Genomic DNA, 17,098 nt, shown 5'->3' with positions numbered 1-17,098 from the left:
TTGAGTTGGGTCGCGGTTGGCTGATCGAGGTTGTCAACGTCGGTGTCGGTGCCCACGCCATTGTCGCCAGTGATCACGTTGCCGCTGGCGTTGACCGACGCCGGGCTGCCATCGCTGGCGCCGGCGATGGCGCTACCCTGGTCGTCCACGGCCACCGGCGCATCGTTGGCGCCTTGAAGGGTGATGACAAGGACGTTTACAGCGCTCAGTCCACCGGCATCGGCCATCTGGTAAGTGAACTGCTCGACCAGCGTCTGGCCGGGCGAAAGCGCCTGCACGGCAGCGTTGGTGTTATCGATGACATAGCGATAGCTGCCGTCGGCATTGATCGTCAATGTCCCGAAGTTCGCCAGCACGTTGGTCGGTTGGCCGCTGACCAGCGGTATGATCCTGCCGCCACCGGGGCCGTCGTAGCGTACCGCACTGACCTGTTTGGTTTCGCCGAAGGCCACCGAATCCACGTCGGTGTCGTTGTCCAGTACATTACCGGTGCCGTCCTGGCCTAGCGTGCCGTTGTCGGTGCCGCCTGCTTCGATCGCGGTGGCGCTGTCGCCCTGAGCGACAGGGGTGTCGTTGGCGCCGTGGATGTTGATCTGCAGCACTGCGCTGCTGGTCAGGCCGCCGCTGTCGACGATGGTGTAGCCGAAGGTTTCGGTGATGAAATCGCCGGCCGTGCGCAGCGCCTGCACCGCAGGGTTGGCGTTGTCGACGATGTACTGGAAACCGCCGCCCGCGGTAATCGACAAGGTGCCGTACAGCCCTTGCAGCGTGGTAACCCCGTTGGCGGCCACCACCACACCCGCGGGGGTAATGCTGTTGGCAACACGGGTCACGGTGAGCACATCGTTGTTGGTCTGGATGTCCACATCGGTGTCGTTGGCCAGCACATTGCCGGTCGGGTTGACGCCGGGGTCGCTGTTGTTCAAGCCACCGGCTTCCACGGCATTGGCCAGGTCGGCGTTGGCGATCGGCGCATCGTTGACCGGGTCGATGATGATGTTCATCACGTCCGTGTCGGTCAGCGCGTCGCTCGGGTTCTGCCCGGGGATGCCGTCGCCATTGAGCGGCGCGTCGCCGAAGTTACCCTGGTCATTGGTGACCATGGTCAGGGTTTCGCTGTCGCGGAAGGTGTTGAAGTCCTGGTCGCCTTTGTAATACAGCTGGCTCAGCAGCACGTTCAGTGCGTTCAGCGTGCCAGTGAGCACCAGGCTGCGGCCAGCATCCGCGGGCGGCGTGGCCGTGGCTGCGGGCGGGGTGGCGGTCTGCCAGATGACGCCGTGCACCACGGTCAGGGTGATGGTCATGACGCCGTCGGTATTGCCAGCGTTGACGTCGATGTCGCTGGTGGCCAAACCACCGATGTGCAGCACCGTGTCTTCCTGGCCGTGCTGGTCGGACACGGTGTTGATCGGCGCTTCGTTGACATGCACGTAGCCGGCGTCGGCAGTGCCGGTAGCGCCTTCGCCGAGGGTGAGGTTGACGCTGCCAAGGCCCACGGGCGCAGTGCCGGTGTCGGTATCGATACGCACGTGCAGGTTGTCGTTGGCGCTGGCCTGGTGGTTCTGCGCCACCGCGATCAGGTAGCTGCCCGAGGGCAGCAGGGCGAACTGGTACAGGCCGCCATTGGCGGTGACCGTGGTGAAGGTGCGGTCGTCGGCGGTGCCGAACTGGCCATCGTCACCGGCCCAGCTGAGGGTCACGTCAATGCCGTCCAGGCCAGGGCCGTCGGGGGCGACGTTATCGGTGGCGCTTCGGGTGTCGTCCCACAGCGTGCCCTGGATCACGCCCATGCCGGCGCCGTCGCTGAGGATGTAGTTGTTCAGGCCACTGGCGCCGTCCTGGCCGGTACGCTCACCCTCGTTGCTGCCGGCGGCATCGGGCACCGAGCCACCCCAGCCGCTGGTTTCGAAATCGGTGGGCAGGCTGGTCCAGGTCAGTACGGCGGAACTGGCGGCGTTGTCGGCGATGGTCTGGTTGGGCAGGGTGACGGTGTAGATCACCTGGATCGTGTCGTTGGGCGCAAGGCGTGCGAAGTCGACGGCGATGGCCGAGCCATCGGTGAAGGTCACGCCACTGGGCAGGTTGGCAAGGTCCAGCGCCGCGCCATTGAGCAGGATGCTCTGCACCTGGTAGTTGCTGCCATTGGGGAACTGGTCGGCCAGGTGCGTGTTGTAGGCGGAAACGCCGCCGTCCTGGGTGAAATGGACCGAGACCGTGGCGTCGGTGGTACCGGCCACGGCGCCCGGGGTCACGTCGATGACCGACTTGTCCATGCCGGTGAAGCTGGGTTCCACCACGCGCTCGAACACGGTGTCGCTCTTGCCGCGGTCGACCCCTCCATTCTCGCCGACATGCTCGAACACGGTCATGCCCAGCTGGGTGTTGGCCTGGTTGCCGGCCACGTTGCTGACCCGCACGTTGAACTCCAGGATCACACCTTCGATGTCGCTGTCGCCAACCTCGGTATTGGTCACGTTGCCGAGGTTGAAGGTGATGGTCTGGCTACCGTCCGGGTTGGTGGTGATCTCCAGCCGGTTATTGTTGCCATCGAAAATACCGGTGGGCACGGTGCCGCCCAGGTCGGTATGGATCGGCAAGGCCACGTCGCTGTTCTGGTTGCCGGTCATGTACAGCGAGCTACCGCTGGTGACCAGGTCGGACGCATCGGTGGTCAGGCCACCGAGCTGGCTCGACACCATGGCAATCAGGATGTTGTTGAGGTCGGCGGTGATGAACTCAAGGCCCGCGGCCAGTTCGATGCGGACCTGGTAATTGGGGTTGTCGCCCGTGGGGACCAGCACGGCTACCCGATAACGGACGATCTCGCCGACCACCACGTTTTCCACCAGGCCGCTGGTGTCGGTGGCGCCGCTGGCGTTGGTGGCCGGCGGCGTATCGGTGACCCCGCCCACCCGAGACACCTGGATGCCGTTGGTGACCGGGATCAGCAACGCGCTCAATACCCGGTAATCGTTGAGCTGGCCACCATTGAGCAGGCCGTCGTCGCCGCTGCGTTCGCCATTGACGGTATCGGTGGTGGAGCTGGTGCCGTTCAGGCTGCTCCAGCGCACCTCGACATTGTTGGAGATCAACGCCTCACCCGCGGCAGTGGCGTTGACCACGCCGCTCAGGGTGATGACGATACTGCCGCCGTTGGCGATGTCGATGTTGGCGCCGTTGGCGGTTGTCAGCTGGCCGCCGAGGATAACGAAATCAACGCCACCGTTGTTGGTGGCACCGCCGTTGTACTGGATGGTGCCGCTGATCGCCAGGCCGTCGATCTCGGTCGGCAGCACGTCGAGCAGGCTGATGTCGAACGCATCGGTCCCGGAATTGTTGGCCACGGTTATGGTGAAGGTGACGGTGTCGCCCTCGTCGAAACCGCCGAATGTGGGCGTCGAGGTGATCTGCTGGGTGACGCTGAGGGTCGGCTCGACGAGGGTCACGCCGGGTTGCTGGGCACTGTTGACACTGCGCTCCACCGGCGCGGTGCCGTTGGGGGTATCCCCGTCGGGGTCGCTGTACACCAGCTGCGCACCGTTGTTCAGCGTGGTGCCTTGCTGGTTGCTGGAGACATTGCTGGCCACCAGCACCAGGCGGATGACGAAGCTGTTGTTGCCGATGATGTTATCGGCCGTGGCCCCGGCGCTGTCGAACACCAGCATCAGGTCGGCGCCGTCGCTGCCGTCGAGGGTCACCGGGTTGACGTTGAGGGCGCCGTTGAAGTCGGCTGACAAGGCGCCGCTGCCGGCCGTGGTGGTGATGATCTGATAGCCCAGGTTGCCGTTGAAGCGTGGGTCCAGGCGCAGGCCCGGTGGGATCAGGTCATTGATGCGCAGGCTGCCAGTCGAACCTTCGGGCAGGGTGACGACAATGTCGTAGGTGATGCTTTCGCCGACCACCAGGTTGCTGCCGGTGGTGTGGGTGGCGCTGGAGTCATCCTCGGTGAGGCTGCCGTCCTTGTAGGTCTTGCTGAGGGTTGGCGCGGCGACCTGCTGGTTGGCCACCTCCGTGATATCGGTCGGGGTGAAGTCCTGGCCGCCGTTCACGCTGGCGTAGTGGGTCAGCGATGCGGTGCTCTGCAGCGTACTGGAGGCGAGGATGGCATTGTTTACCGTGACGTCATAGGTAATGACCACCACGTTGGCGCCCGACAAGTCGCTGGCGGTGCCGGCGCGACCGGCCAACAGGGTGGCCTGGTCGTTGGCGTCGAGGAAGGTGATGGCGTTGCCTGAGACGTTGTAGTCAGTGCCCTGCACCAGCAAGGTGCCGTCACCGCGGTAGATCTGCAGGTTGGCGGCGCTCAGGCTGCCGCCGACGAACGACAAACCGGCGGGCAGGGTGATGCTGGTGCTGACGTCGAAGGCACCACCGCCGCCGGTGTTTTTCAGGGCCGTGGCCAAGCGCAGGGTATCGGCACCATCGATATCGCTGACGTTGCCGTCCACGGCCGCCAGGCTGGTGACGCTACCGCTGAAGGGCACGCCGCTGGTACCGGGTGCGGTCCAGCTGCCGGTGGTACCGGTGACTGTGCCATGGGTGCTGGAGACCACGCCGTGCTTGATGTCCAGTACGGGCTCGGCAACCGACTCGATCACCGCCACATCCGATGAGGTGAGCACGGTCTTGTCCACCGTGGTGGTCTGGCTCGATTGCGCCAGCACGTCCAGTTCACGCTGGTCGGCGAATGGCTGGTCGCCCACCACCATGGTGAAGCGCACCTGCACGGTGCCGCCGTTGAGGCCGCCGGATACGAAATTGCCGAAGTCGAAGATGATCGAGTTGCCGGGGCCGGTGGTGACGCTGTCAGGTACATCCAGGATGTTGTTGCCACTGCCGAACGTCCATTGGCCAACACCTGTGCCGAAGCTCCAGTTGATGCCGCTGGCGTTGAGCAACGGCAGTGGCAGGTAGGCCGTGAGCTTGAAGTTCTCGTAATCGGCCACCAGCAGGTCGTAGTTGATGGTAAAGGTCACCACATCGCCTGGGCGCAGTTCGCCGTTGCCAGGCGGGGTGCCGCCATTGACCTGGGTGAGTTCGATGTCGATGTTGGAGGTCTGGATGGTGCTGGTGGTGCTGGAGCTGTCGGTCTGAATGCCGCCGAGGTTGACCGCATCCCGCAGCACGGTGGCATCGACCGTGGCATTGTTGCCAACGCTGTCGCCTTCGTTGAGCTGATCGTGGGGCGGGTGGTCGCTGGTGTAGGTGGTGTCGATCTGGGCGTCGTAGACAATGCTCAGGCGCGTGGCACCTTCCTGCGTGGTGTCACCGTAAAGGTCGCCGAACAGCGCAGCCACGCCGGGACCGGCGATGGCCCGGCGGATGGATTCGGCGATGTCGAACACCAGTGTGGTGCTGCCGTCGGCATTGACGGTCTGGGTGTAGACCAGGGCAATGGCCTGCGAGGCGCCATGCTGCGAAATGATCAGCGTCGGCGGGTTGCTTGGGTCGAAGGTCTGGCCATCGCTGAGGAGGTCGGTCACGGTGAACTGGCCATTCTCGAGGATGTTCTCGCCGAAGGCAAAGAAGTCGGAGATGGCCACGTCCATGGTATAGCGCAAGGTATCACCAGGCGTGAGGCCGGGCGTGCCGACATCAGTTTGCAGGTCGACCTGCTTGAGCAATGTGATCGACTTGGCGACGAAGGTCACGCCCTGGCCGTTGCCGGTTTCATTGAACGGGTAACCGTCCGGGCCGGTGGGGCGGTCGCGCGGGTCCAGCGGGTTCCAGTCACCGGTCACGTTGGCGGTGCCGAAGTTGATCGTCACCGGGTTGCCGGTCGCCGGGTCGATCACCGGTCGGCCGTTGGCGTCGATTTCCGGCACATAGAAACCGACCTGGGTTTCGCTGACGCTACTGAGGGTATCGTAATGGATGCTGTAGCTGGCCACGAAGGCATTGGGGTTGGCCAGCGCGGCGGCTATGGCAATGGGGCTGGTGAGCACGGTGCCGTCGTGCAGGGTGACTGACGTCAGGGTACCGCCCGGCCCAGGTGTGATGGAACTGACATGCACCTGGTCAGGCACGGTCTGGGTGACCGTGACATTGCTCAGGGTCTGCCCTGGGGCCGGAGTCACGGTGATGGTCTGGGTTCGGGTGAAGTTCGGCCCGGTCACCGTTTCGCCTTCGGGCATGTTCACCGTTTGCGTGACCTTGAGCAGGGTCGGTGTGACGATGAAGCTGTGCAGCGCGCTTTCCACCAGGCTTGGGTCCTGCACCGGGTTGTTCAGCGAGTCGTTGCCATATTCGAAGCCGGCGCGGGCATTGATGGTGAGGTTGGGGGCGCCGTCGGAATAGCTGGTATCGGCAAGGTTGCTCAGTTGCCCGGTGATCTGCACGTCGATGCTCGGCTGGCCGTTGGTGACGCTTGCGTAAGGCAGCTGCAGCACCACCATCTGGTCGCCGGGCTTCATGCCGACGCTGGCGGCGTTGATCACCAGTGCGTTGCCACTGGCATCCTTGGCCAAGGGGTGCGTGGCATTGCCGTTGGCATCGAAGGTGATCACAAAGCTGTTCAGCACCTGGCCCAGGTACGTGGCGGAAACGAATGTGGCGCCATCGTCGCCATCGCGCCCGGTGGCAGGCATGAACACATCGAGGAACGGTGCGTAGCCTTCCTGGGTCGAGGGGTTGTTGAAGCTGACGGTAAAGGTGAACTGCTCGCCCAGTTGCACCTCAGCGCCGCCGCTCAGGCTGGCAGTGGGGCTGGCATCGGCCAGCAGGCCCTGGAAATTGTCCAGGGTGGCGGCGGCCAGGGCGATGGTCTTGTCGATATCGCCGTGGGTAACTTCAAGGCGCCAGTCGCCACCGGCCAGTTGGCTGCCGGTGGCGTTGCTCGAAGCGCCGACATCGGCGCCGGTCCAGCGTGCCAGTTCATTGACCAGGGCCTGGCCGGCGCTGCCGGCGCCGAAGTCGCAGCCGTACAGTTGGATATCCGCGCCACTGTTCAGCTCGCCACGCCAGGCGCTCAGGCGGTCGCCCAGTTGCTCGACGGTCTGGCGGGTGAACACCTGGTTGCCCAGGGTGAACTGGCCAGAGGCACCATGTGAATACACTTGTATGGAATCGACCTTGCCCAGTTGCGCCAAGGCATTGCTGATGGCGGCGATGGCATCCTGGCCGGGGTCCACCACCAGCGCAGTGGTGCCGGCTGGCAGGGTGGCGGCCAGCTGGTCGCGGTTTTCCACCCGGGCATCGATGACCACCAGGTTGCGTGGCGCGGGCGCCGCTGCGGTGGTCTGCGCCTCGCTGGCGGTGGGGGCCGGGTGGCTGGTGTCCTTCGCCTCTGCCGGGCCGGCATCGCTGTGCTGTTGCTGATCGACAGCCGCCGCGCCGGCACCGTCGAAGAGGATGCGTTGCTCAAGGGCAACAGCCTGTGACCGAGGGCGCGAGGCAGTGGCAAAGCCGGTTCTGCTCTTGATGTCCATTTCCATACCCTGCTCAAATGTTTTGCAACAGATTCGAGTCCCAAGCAATCGTAGACGGATTTCTTCAGGGCGGTGAAGCAAGCGCTGGAAGGCAGTTCTCAGAACCCGCTTTCACGCAGCCCAACCCCGATCAGCCATGTTCCCAGTTCGCCCAGCACACTGCGTTTCTGCCCCTCGATCTTTAGCCTGCCGGGGGTCTCGCGCACGCTTGCCAGCGGCTCATCCAGGGCAATCAGCACCTGGAACAGTGCACTGGCGGGGACCATCGGGTCACCGCTGGTAGTGGGTACCGGGCCGCCAAAATGCGAGGACAGCATGCGGTGGGCCAATTGCCCGGCGCGAGTGCTGCCGATTGCCAGCACCTTACCGTGCAGTGCGATGACCCGGCCTTCGGGGTAGAACTTCACGGAGTTGCCCACGGCCAGGTGGTGCACCTGGTCCTGGGGCACGTAGGCATCGATCTGCCAGTGGCTGGGGTCTATCAGGATGCCCAGCGGTTCCTGGCCGTTGAGCCACTGGCCAGGCTGCCAGTCAGGGTCCAGGTCCAGCCAGCTGCCTGCGAACGGTGCCTGCAGGTTGAGCCGGGCTATCTCGCTGCGCGCGGCGCGGGCCTCTTCGTTCTGCACCATCAGACGTTGCTGGGTGGCGGCGTCCTCGGCCAGCCCGGCAGGGTCGGCAAGCAACCCCGACAAGCGCGCCTGGTAGCTGCGGGCACTGGCCTCGCTGCTGCGCATGCGTGAATCCAGGTCAGGCTCGTCGAGCACTGCCAGCACCTCGCCGGCCTTGACCGGCCCTTGCCTGTGCAAGCCTTTCAGCCGCGCAGGGTAGGGGGTGTAGACCCGCAGCTGGTGCTCGGCACGGGCCACGCCAACGGCACTGACCTGGCTGTGCCAAGGCACGGCCAGGGCCAGCGCAAGCAGCCCAAGGCACAGGTAGAACAGTTGCTTGCGCCGCCCCGCAATACGTCCCCGTTGTTGCCACCAGTGGCTTAGCTCACGTTTGACCGGCAGTGCGATGAACCATGCCAATTCGACCATGAAAAGCACGATCCCCAATAGTTTGAAGAAGAACAGGTAGACCGCCACCGCAATGCCGAGAAACAGCACCAGGCGATATAGCCAGGTGGCCAAGGCAAACGCCACCAGCAGGCGCCGGTGGCCAGCGGAAAAAGGCTCCGGCCACGCCTCGTCGAGCCCCAGGAGAGTACGTCGCAGGGCAACCCGTGCCAGTGCCGAGGCGCGTTCGTGCAGGTTTGGGAAATCGAGCAGGTCGCTGAGAATGAAATAGCCGTCGAAGCGCATGAACGGGCTGGCATTGAGGGCCAGGGAAAGCACCCAGCTGGTGGTGGCCAGGTACAACAGTGCGTTGCGCAAGGCGCCATCGTCACACAGCGCCCAGCCGAGGGTCGCAAGGCCTGCCAGGGACAGTTCGGTGACGATGCCCGCTGACGCGATCGCCAGGCGCTGGTTGGCACGCTTGAGCTTCCAGCTTTCGCCGGTGTCGGTGTACAGCATTGGCCACAGCACCAGAAACGCCACGCCCATGTGGCCCACGCGCAGCCCCAGGCGTGTAGCAACCAGGGCATGGCCGAGCTCGTGAAGGGTTTTCGCGACTACCAGCGCCATGGCAAAGCTGACCAGGCCTTCGGTGGAGAACGACTCCACCACCGCATGGGTGAAACTGTCCCACTGCTGCATCACCAGGATGACGCCGAGCAGGGTCAGCCCTATCACCAGCAGCCCGGTAAGTGGATGGAACAGCCAATTCAGAGCGGCGGCCAGGCGCTGCAGCGCGGCTTGCGGGTGCAGCAGCGGGATGCGGAAGAACAGGTAGTGATGCAACCACCAGCGCCAGCTCGACCAGCTGCGTGCCTCGCTGGCGGTTTGCAGCTTGGCCAGTTGCTCGGGGCCCGGGCGCAGCAACTGATGCTGTTCGAGAAACGCACGCAGTGCCAGCACTTGCTCGACATCCGGGTTGAGCGCGCTATCGCGCGACACCTGCTCGCTGATCTGACGGGGTGTCTGGCCCCAGCGCAGCAGGCATTCGAACTCCAGCCAGCCGATCCGGTAGAAGCGGTTGAGCACCGTGTCGTGGATCATCCACGCGGGTTCCCCTTCACGGCTCTCGGCGGCTTCGCACAGGCGCAAGTCTTCGCGCAGCGGTGGCAGCGGCAGGTCGGTCAGGTCGAGCATTACCAGCCGCTCCAGGCGCGCAGTGTGGCCAGCGGGCGGCGCAGTAGGTAATAGCCGAGCATTACCTTGCCACCATAGAGCTTGGCGGTACCATGCAGGCCCAGCCGGGCATGCCCGGCGTGCGCGTCGATACTCGCCAGCAGGCGATAGGCGACCACCCCGTCGTCAGTGGGTTTGGCCTGGTAGCTGGTTTCGAGGATTTTCCCCTTGAGCGGGTGCAGCGGGTAGGCCGTGAGAAACAAAGTGACCTCGGCACCTGGTTCCAGTGCGATTGCGTCGGCCACCGCAAGCTGGATCTGCATGGCCGGTTGCGCAGGGTCGGCCACGTGCATGATGCGCTCGCCGGTCGACACTGGTTTGCCCATCCAGTCGTTGGGGTCGCTGAACACCGCTACCCCGGCGCGCGGTGCCAGCACCTGGGTGCGTCGCAGTTGCGCCTGTACGGTGGCCAGTTCGGCGCGGCGCTGCTGAGCACGGCCCTGCAGCAGGGGCAGTTCGCTCTTGCTTTGCGGATTGTCGAAGGCGCGCTGGCTGGCGGCCTGCAATTCGGCATCGGCCACCGCAACTTCTTTACCCAGCACCTCAGCGCGGCTGCGCAAGGTGGTTTCATCGAGGGTGAACAACGGTGTACCGGCCTCCACCGGCTGGTTGGGGCGTACCAGCACCTGGGCGATCACCCCGTCAATCGGCGAACTGACGATCTGCGCCTGGCGCGAGACGATCTGCGCCGGTGCCAGTGCCGTCTGGCGCACCGGTACCAGCAACAGCCCGGCCAGCACCAGCAGGGTCACCAGCACCTGGCGGCGGCTGGGGCGCCAGCGACCGAACCGGCGCCGCTGGGTCAGGGCTTGCCAGCAGTAGGCCCAGGTGCGCACAAGGCCTTCCAGCTGTTGGGGCACTACCTCCGGAGGCGCTTCTTCGAGCAACAGCACCAGCATGCCCAGGCGCTCGCCACCAGGACTGTGCAGCGGTATGCACCACAGCCCTGAAGGCCACCATTCGGCCCAGCCCTCGGCGATCTGTTCGGGGGGCGCGCTGTTGCTCGGTGTCAGCCAGGCAGGTTGAGCCTCGATCAGGCGGTCGTTCAGCCAACGGCTGGCGCGGCGGAGCCAGACCAGGTAAGGCGAATCCTCGCTGGGCCGGGCCAAGCCCGATACGCACAGCAGCTCAAGGCCAGCCTTGTCTTGGCCGAACACCAGCGCCTGGTGAAACGGCAGCAGCGGGTAGAGGTCGTTGGCCATGCTGAACGCCAGGGCGCCCAATGTCTCGGCGGCCATGGCCTTGTCACGCAGGGCATCCAGTTGCAACAATAGCTGCGGGTGCGGCAGCGGCCTATTCACGGTCATGGTCGAACCGCGCGGTACCGCTCATGCCAGCCATCAGTTCGGGGAAGCGTTGGTCGAAGCGCGCTTCGAGTTCCACTGTCTGTGCCACTGCATCGACCCTGGCGTTGATCACGCTGACCTTGGCCGGGTAGGTCTTGCCGGTTTCATATACGTTAACCTCCAGTGGTTGGCCGGGGTTGAGGTTTTTCAACTGGCTGGAGGGCACGTTCATCCGTACCTTCAATGCTCCGTCACTGACCAGGTCGAACAGCGGCGTTCCGGCGCTGACGGTTTGGTAGGGCTTGACATAAACCTTGGCCACATGGCCTGAAAACGGCGCCAATACCTGGCAATAGCTGATCTGCGCTTCACCCATGGCCCGGGCGCCATCGGCTTTCTGCACTTCGGTGTTGGCCGCTGCCACCTCGATGTCGCCCACGGCATCGAGCTTGCGCAGTTGCTGCTTGGCCTGCAGGTTCTGCCGGGCCATGGCCAGTTCTGCCACCGCAACCTTGCCGCGGGCCTTGGCTTCATTGCAATTGAAGCGTGCCAAGGGGGCGCCCTTGGCCACGTGCTCACCGAAGCGGGTCTTGAGCTCGCCCAGGGTGCCGCTCATCTGGCTGGACAGGGTGGTTTCCAGCTCTGCGGCAAGCAGCACGCGAATCAGTTGCGGGTCTTCGGCTGGGGTGACTTGTTCGGCCTGCGCGGCCACGCTGCTCAAGGCCAGCCATATAGGAAGGTAGTGGTGCAACGGCATTCTCTACTCCTTGTTGAGAGGCAAACAAAAGCACTCGCTACTCGCATGACGATTTCATACTAGGAAGGAAACAGCTATTTGCCCAATCTCAATGCCGACATCGTGCAGTTGACCGTCGCAAAGAGGATAACCTTCCCCTTTGGAAGACAGTTCTATCTAACTGATTCAGTTGGCAACTGGGCGCCTGGTATAAGTCTGCCGGCCGGCGCGGCCCATTGTAGGTGCAGGCTTGTCCGCAAATGCAGTGGCATCGACAACGGTGACCCCTCCAGAATTATTGGCTGGCAGGTCTGGCCCTTTCGCGGGTAAACCCGCTCCTACACGGTGGTGGACACATGTCGGTGGTTGGGCGCAGCGGGTTCACCTGCGAACACCGGCGCAGCCGGTGCCATGCTGCGGGTAAAACCGCTCGAGGTGACCGTATAAACCCAAGAAAAACGGGGCATGCCATTGCTGGCATGCCCCGTTTTCATACAGCTGATGCGCCTCAGGCGACCTTGACGATCCAGCCTGCCGGTGCCTCTACATCGCCGCTCTGGATACCGGTCAGCTCGTTGTAGAGCTTCTGGGTAACCGGCCCGACCTTTTCCAGGTCGTGGAACACGTGCAGCTTGCCGTTGTACTCGATGCCGCCGATCGGGGTGATCACGGCTGCGGTACCGCAGGCACCGGCTTCGACGAAGCGGTCCAGCTTGCTGATCTCGACATCGCCTTCGATCACGGTCAGGCCCAGACGCGATTGCGCCAGTTCCATCAGCGAGAGGCGGGTGATGCCTGGCAGTACCGAGGCCGATTTCGGGGTGACGAACTCGTTGTTGGCGGTGATGCCGAAGAAGTTGGCCGAACCGACTTCCTCGATCTTGGTGTGGGTCAGCGGGTCGAGGTAGATGGCGTCGGCGAAGTTGGCCTTCTTCGCTTCAGCGCCCGGCTGCAGGCTGGCAGCGTAGTTGCCACCGACCTTGGCCGCGCCGGTGCCCTGTGGGGCAGCACGGTCGAAGCTGGAAATCTGGAAGTTGTGCGGCTTCATGCCGCCCTTGAAGTACGAACCAACCGGGATGGCGAACACCGAGAAGATGAACTCGGGGGCGGTGCGCACGCCAATGTTGTCGCCGGTGCCGATCACGAACGGACGCAGGTACAGGGCGCCTTTGCCGTGCGGTGGCACGAACTTTTCATTCGCCTTGACCACTTGCTTGCACGCTTCGATGAACACATCGGTCGGCACGTGCGGCATCAGCAGGCGTGCGCAGCTGCGCTGCATGCGGGCCGCGTTCTGGTCCGGGCGGAACAGGTTGATCGAGCCGTCCTTGCAACGGTAGGCCTTCAGGCCTTCGAAGCACTGCTGGCCGTAGTGCAGGGCCGTGGAGCCTTCACTGATGTGCAGTACGTTGTCTTCGGTCAGGGTGCCCTTGTCCCACTCGCCATTGCGCCATACGGACAGGTAGCGTTTGTCGGTCTTGATGTAGTCGAAACCCAGCTTGTCCCAATTAATGCTTTCGTTGCTCATGACACCCTCATTGTCTTGCAAGTGCCCGATCGCTCGGGCTGCTGTTATATGCGCACCATGCCACCTTAAACCATCCTTGGCGGATCGGGAACGGCCAGTCACGAATTGATAGGCTGCGATGCTTTTTTTTCGGTGTCTACAACAGCAAGTACTCATCCAGGGCCAGGTTTTCCAGCAATACCGCATCATGGGATGCCACTATCAGCGCCCCGCGAAACTGCCCAAGCATGCGTTCCAGGGCTGTCAGCGATGGCAGGTCCAGGTGGTTGCCGGGTTCGTCCAGCAGCAACAGATCGAGCGGCCGTTCGCGGTACAGCAGGGCGGCCAGCGCCGCCTTCATACGCTCGCCGCCGCTAAGCAGGCTACTGGGCAGTTCGATACGGGCTGCATCCAGGCCCAGTTGCGCCAGGCGGCTGCGCAATTTTCCCTGGGCCAGCGTCGGGTTGGCTTGGCGCAGGTGTTCGAGCACGCTGCGGTTGCCTGCCAGTGTGCTGCAGTGCTGGTCGAGTAGGGCGGTCTCGCCACTGAGGCGCACATTGTCGGGCGATGCTGGCAATTCCCCATTCAGCAGCCTGAGCAGGGTGGACTTGCCACTGCCATTGGCGCCGATCAGCCCTACGCGCTGGCCCAGGCACAAGCGCAGGTCAAGCGCTTTGCGGGTGCCATGGGGCAAGCAAAGTGCCTGCAAGGCCAAGACCTCCCGGCCCGGATGACGCTGAGGAGTGGGCGCGTGCAAGGTAATAGCGCTGTCTTGCTCCACCTCGCGGGCGGCGTCACGCACTTTGCCCAGTAGCGTTTGCCGAGCATCGCGATGGTCGCGGCGCTGCTTGCCAGCAGTGGCCTGGCTGCGCTCCTGCTTGCGGTCGACCAGGATTTTGGCCTGGTTGGCGTGCTTGGCTTGGCGCCCGGCCCGGGCTTGATGGCGCTCCAGGTCTTCGCGCTGGCGCTGCAGTTCACGGGCCTGGCGTTGCTGCTCCTGCTTCAGCCGGGCAAGTTGCTGCTGGGCCTGCGCCGTCTGGTTGGCTTTTTGCGCACTATAGAGGCTGTAGTTGCCACCGTAGGCCTGTAAGCCCAGGCTGGATAATTCGACAATGCGTGCCATGTGCGCCAGCAGGCTGCGGTCGTGGCTAATCACCAGCAAGCCACGGTCCCAGGCTTCGATCATGCTCAGCAGCTGGGCACGGGCGTTGCTGTCCAGGTGATTGCTTGGCTCGTCGAGGATCAGGTAATCGGCATCGCTGAGCCACGCGCCAATCAGCGCCACGCGCATGGCTTGGCCACCGCTCAGGGTCCGTGCGGGCTGGCGCCAGTCGAGTTGACCCAGCCCGTGGCCCTGAAGCTGCAGCTGCAATTGCTCGCGGATATCCCAGCGCTCGCCAACGGTGTCGAAATCCTGGGGCTTGATGCTGCCTTGCTCGATGCGCTCCAGCGCCGCAATCACCGGCCCCACTTGGGCCAGGTCGGCCAGCGTGGCGCTGCGCGCGATGACTTGCTGGTCCAGCAAATGGACAGGCCCGTGGCGCCGACAATGGCCGCTGCTCGGTTCACGCTGGCCGGCAAGAATCTGCCCTAGCAGGCTTTTGCCCACGCCATTGCGCCCGACCAGGCCGGTGCGGCGTTGGTCGAAGGTTTCGTTGAGGTTGCTAAACAGCGGCCTGCCATCAGGCAAGGCCAAGGAGACGCTGTCCAGCGTCAGAATCGACGTGTTCGTCATGCACAACTCCACAAATGCCGCGACATCTCCGGAACGAGCCGGAGGCTGAAGACTGGCCGTCGAACGGACGGCGGCATCAATGGCGCATTGGACGAACACCTCATCATTTAGAGAATGCGTAGCCTAACGGACCGTCTGGGGCCGGGTAAAGCACCGGCTGCCGGTTGGGGCTCAGCGCTGCGTCTGCAAGCGCTTGGCCCAGTCTCCGCCGTGGCCGTGCGCGCAGGCTTCTTCACTGTCGAATCGCACATGCCAGGCCGGATGGTCCAGCTCAATGCCGGCTTGCTCCAGCGCCAGAGCGGTAAGTGCCAGCATGCGCGCCTTCGCATCACCGACCACGGCCGCTGCCTTGTCGGCCTCTTGCTCGAATACCCAGGTAATACGCAGGCTGCTCGGAAAGTCCTCCGGGTTGAGGCGATGGGTTAGCCAACAGAAGCCGACAATCTCCGCCTTGGCGGTTTCGCAGGCATCGGTCAGGCATGCCACCAACTCCCGCTCCAGGCGGCCTATTTCGCGTTTGCCCAGTGCCTTCATGGGTTGGCCTCGTCATCGATCTGCTGGCAAAAGCGCAGGTGGTTGTCTAACGGGGCCTGACCCTGCACCTGCAGACAATCCAGGTAGAAAGCCTTGGCCTTGCCGGCCGAGAACATGCGCAGTACCGGTAGGGCGGGGGCGGGGGCGGGGGCGGGGGCGAGGGGCATGGGGCGTCCTTGTCCGTTGAAAAGGTGCCACTGTAGCGCAGTTGCTCCCCTTATGGTCGACCAGCCGGCAGCAATGGTTGACCACCCGCCAGCCACTGCGTAGCCTTGCCCACTTCGAGGTTCTTCGGCCTGGCCGAAGCTAAGACGGGAACGCGGTACAAGCCGCGGCTGCCCCCGCAACTGTAAGCACCGACAACGGATCGACACAGCCACTGCGCCAGCGCGCGGGAAGGCGTCATCCCGCCAGCCCGAACGGGGACATGGAACGGTGCAAGCCAGGAGACCTGCCTCGTCACGTTTTCGACTTTCAACCGGGCGGGGTGATCCGGTGGCGAACAAGCCCGGCCGGCCTGGCCTGCGGCTGTCGTCCTGCATGCCCGCGCCACACTGCCAAGGGCAATGCGACATGAAAACACTGGCCAAGCTCCCTGTCACCATCGTCACCGGCTTCCTCGGCTCGGGCAAGACCACCTTGCTGCGCCACATGCTCGACAACGCCCAGGGGCGCCGCATTGCGGTCATCGTCAACGAGTTTGGCGAACTGGGCATCGATGGCGAAATTCTCAAGCAGTGCAGCATCGGGTGCACCGAGGAAGAAGCCAGCGGCCGCGTCTACGAGCTGGCCAACGGCTGCCTGTGCTGCACCGTGCAGGAAGAATTCTTCCCGGTGATGCGCGAGCTGGTGGCCCGCCGTGGCGACCTTGACCACATCCTCATCGAAACCAGCGGCCTGGCCCTGCCCAAGCCATTGGTACAAGCGTTCCAGTGGCCGGAAATCCGCAACGCCTGCACCGTCGATGCGGTCATCACCGTGGTCGACAGCCCGGCCGTGGCCGCTGGCACCTTTGCTGCCTACCCGGACCAGGTCGATGCCCAGCGCAAGCTCGATCCTAACCTGGACCATGAATCGCCCCTGCATGAGCTGTTCGCTGACCAGTTGGCCAGCGCCGACCTGGTGGTGTTGAACAAGGCCGACCTGATCGACACCGAAGGCCTGGCCAAGGTGCGTGCCGAGGTGGCCGAAGAACTGCCGCCGGCGGTGAAAGTGATCGAGGCCAGCAGCGGCAAGCTGCCACTGGAGGTGCTGCTGGGCGTGGGTGCCGAGTCCGAGGCGCATATCGATGGCCGCCGAACCCACCACGATTCGCATCACGACGGCGACGATCATGACGATCATGACCACGACGCTTTCGACTCCATCTCCATCGACCTGCCGGAAGCCGACGAAAGCCTGCTGCTCGATGCATTGACCCAGTTGGTGGTGGAGTTCGGTATCCTGCGCGCCAAAGGCTTCGCCGCCATCCCGGGCAAGCCGATGCGCCTGCTGGTACAAGGCGTGGGCACCCGTTTCGACAAGCACTTCGACCGCGCCTGGCGCGCCGATGAGCCGCGCATCACCCGCCTGGTGCTGATCGGCCAGGACCTCGATGCTGCCCAGCTGGAAGCGCGCCTGCGCCAGGCACTGGGCGCCTGAC

The 17,098-nt window shown here is 64.1% G+C and carries 9 protein-coding genes and 1 riboswitch; of the genes, 1 reads left to right on the top strand and 8 read right to left on the bottom strand.

Annotated features, from left to right (window positions below; all coding sequences use genetic code 11):
• The 8 genes from ACF8Q6_RS00685 to ACF8Q6_RS00650 form a co-directional block, all read right to left on the bottom strand.
• A partial coding sequence (locus ACF8Q6_RS00685) for a DUF4347 domain-containing protein (protein ID WP_392498111.1) occupies window positions 1–7,427 on the bottom strand: 7,427 nt, incomplete at its 3' end.
• 98 nt (window positions 7,428–7,525) lie between these two features.
• Complete coding sequence (locus ACF8Q6_RS00680) at window positions 7,526–9,619, bottom strand: site-2 protease family protein (RefSeq protein WP_392492260.1); 2,094 nt, start codon at window positions 9,617–9,619, stop codon at window positions 7,526–7,528.
• Entirely contained in the window at window positions 9,619–10,965 is a 1,347-nt protein-coding gene (locus ACF8Q6_RS00675; RefSeq protein WP_392492258.1) for an efflux RND transporter periplasmic adaptor subunit, read from the bottom strand. The genes ACF8Q6_RS00680 and ACF8Q6_RS00675 overlap by 1 nt, the downstream gene beginning before the upstream one ends.
• Window positions 10,952–11,701 carry an efflux RND transporter periplasmic adaptor subunit gene (locus ACF8Q6_RS00670; RefSeq protein WP_392492256.1) on the bottom strand — a complete coding sequence of 250 codons (750 nt, stop codon included), beginning with the start codon at window positions 11,699–11,701 and terminating at the stop codon, window positions 10,952–10,954. Before ACF8Q6_RS00670 ends, ACF8Q6_RS00675 begins: the two co-directional genes overlap by 14 nt.
• 487 nt (window positions 11,702–12,188) lie before the next feature.
• Window positions 12,189–13,208 (bottom strand): branched-chain amino acid aminotransferase, encoded by a 1,020-nt coding sequence (locus tag ACF8Q6_RS00665; RefSeq protein ID WP_003247906.1) that lies wholly within the window; start codon window positions 13,206–13,208, stop codon window positions 12,189–12,191.
• A 136-nt stretch (window positions 13,209–13,344) separates the two neighbouring features.
• Entirely contained in the window at window positions 13,345–14,922 is a 1,578-nt protein-coding gene (locus ACF8Q6_RS00660) for an ATP-binding cassette domain-containing protein (RefSeq protein ID WP_392492255.1), read from the bottom strand.
• Window positions 14,923–15,093: 171 nt separating this feature from the next.
• The gene (locus tag ACF8Q6_RS00655; RefSeq protein WP_004577131.1) at window positions 15,094–15,456 is read right to left on the bottom strand and encodes a hypothetical protein; all 363 of its coding nucleotides are present in this window, start codon (window positions 15,454–15,456) and stop codon (window positions 15,094–15,096) included.
• Window positions 15,453–15,623: a hypothetical protein gene (locus tag ACF8Q6_RS00650; protein ID WP_392498107.1), complete on the bottom strand. Its 171-nt coding sequence runs from the start codon at window positions 15,621–15,623 to the stop codon at window positions 15,453–15,455. Before ACF8Q6_RS00650 ends, ACF8Q6_RS00655 begins: the two co-directional genes overlap by 4 nt.
• Window positions 15,624–15,723: 100 nt before the next feature.
• Window positions 15,724–15,930: riboswitch (cobalamin riboswitch) on the top strand.
• Window positions 15,931–16,029: 99 nt separating this feature from the next.
• On the opposite strand from ACF8Q6_RS00650, the gene cobW reads away from it, so the two are divergent.
• Window positions 16,030–17,097 carry a cobalamin biosynthesis protein CobW gene (gene cobW / locus ACF8Q6_RS00645; protein WP_392498105.1) on the top strand — a complete coding sequence of 356 codons (1,068 nt, stop codon included), beginning with the start codon at window positions 16,030–16,032 and terminating at the stop codon, window positions 17,095–17,097.
• Window position 17,098 lies beyond the last annotated feature (1 nt).

This window comes from Pseudomonas sp. GLN_2 (assembly GCF_043106005.1).
Lineage (GTDB): Bacteria > Pseudomonadota > Gammaproteobacteria > Pseudomonadales > Pseudomonadaceae > Aquipseudomonas > Aquipseudomonas alloputida.
The sequence above is the reverse complement of the archived record's forward strand: the minus strand, read 5'-3'. Positions and strand labels throughout refer to the sequence as shown.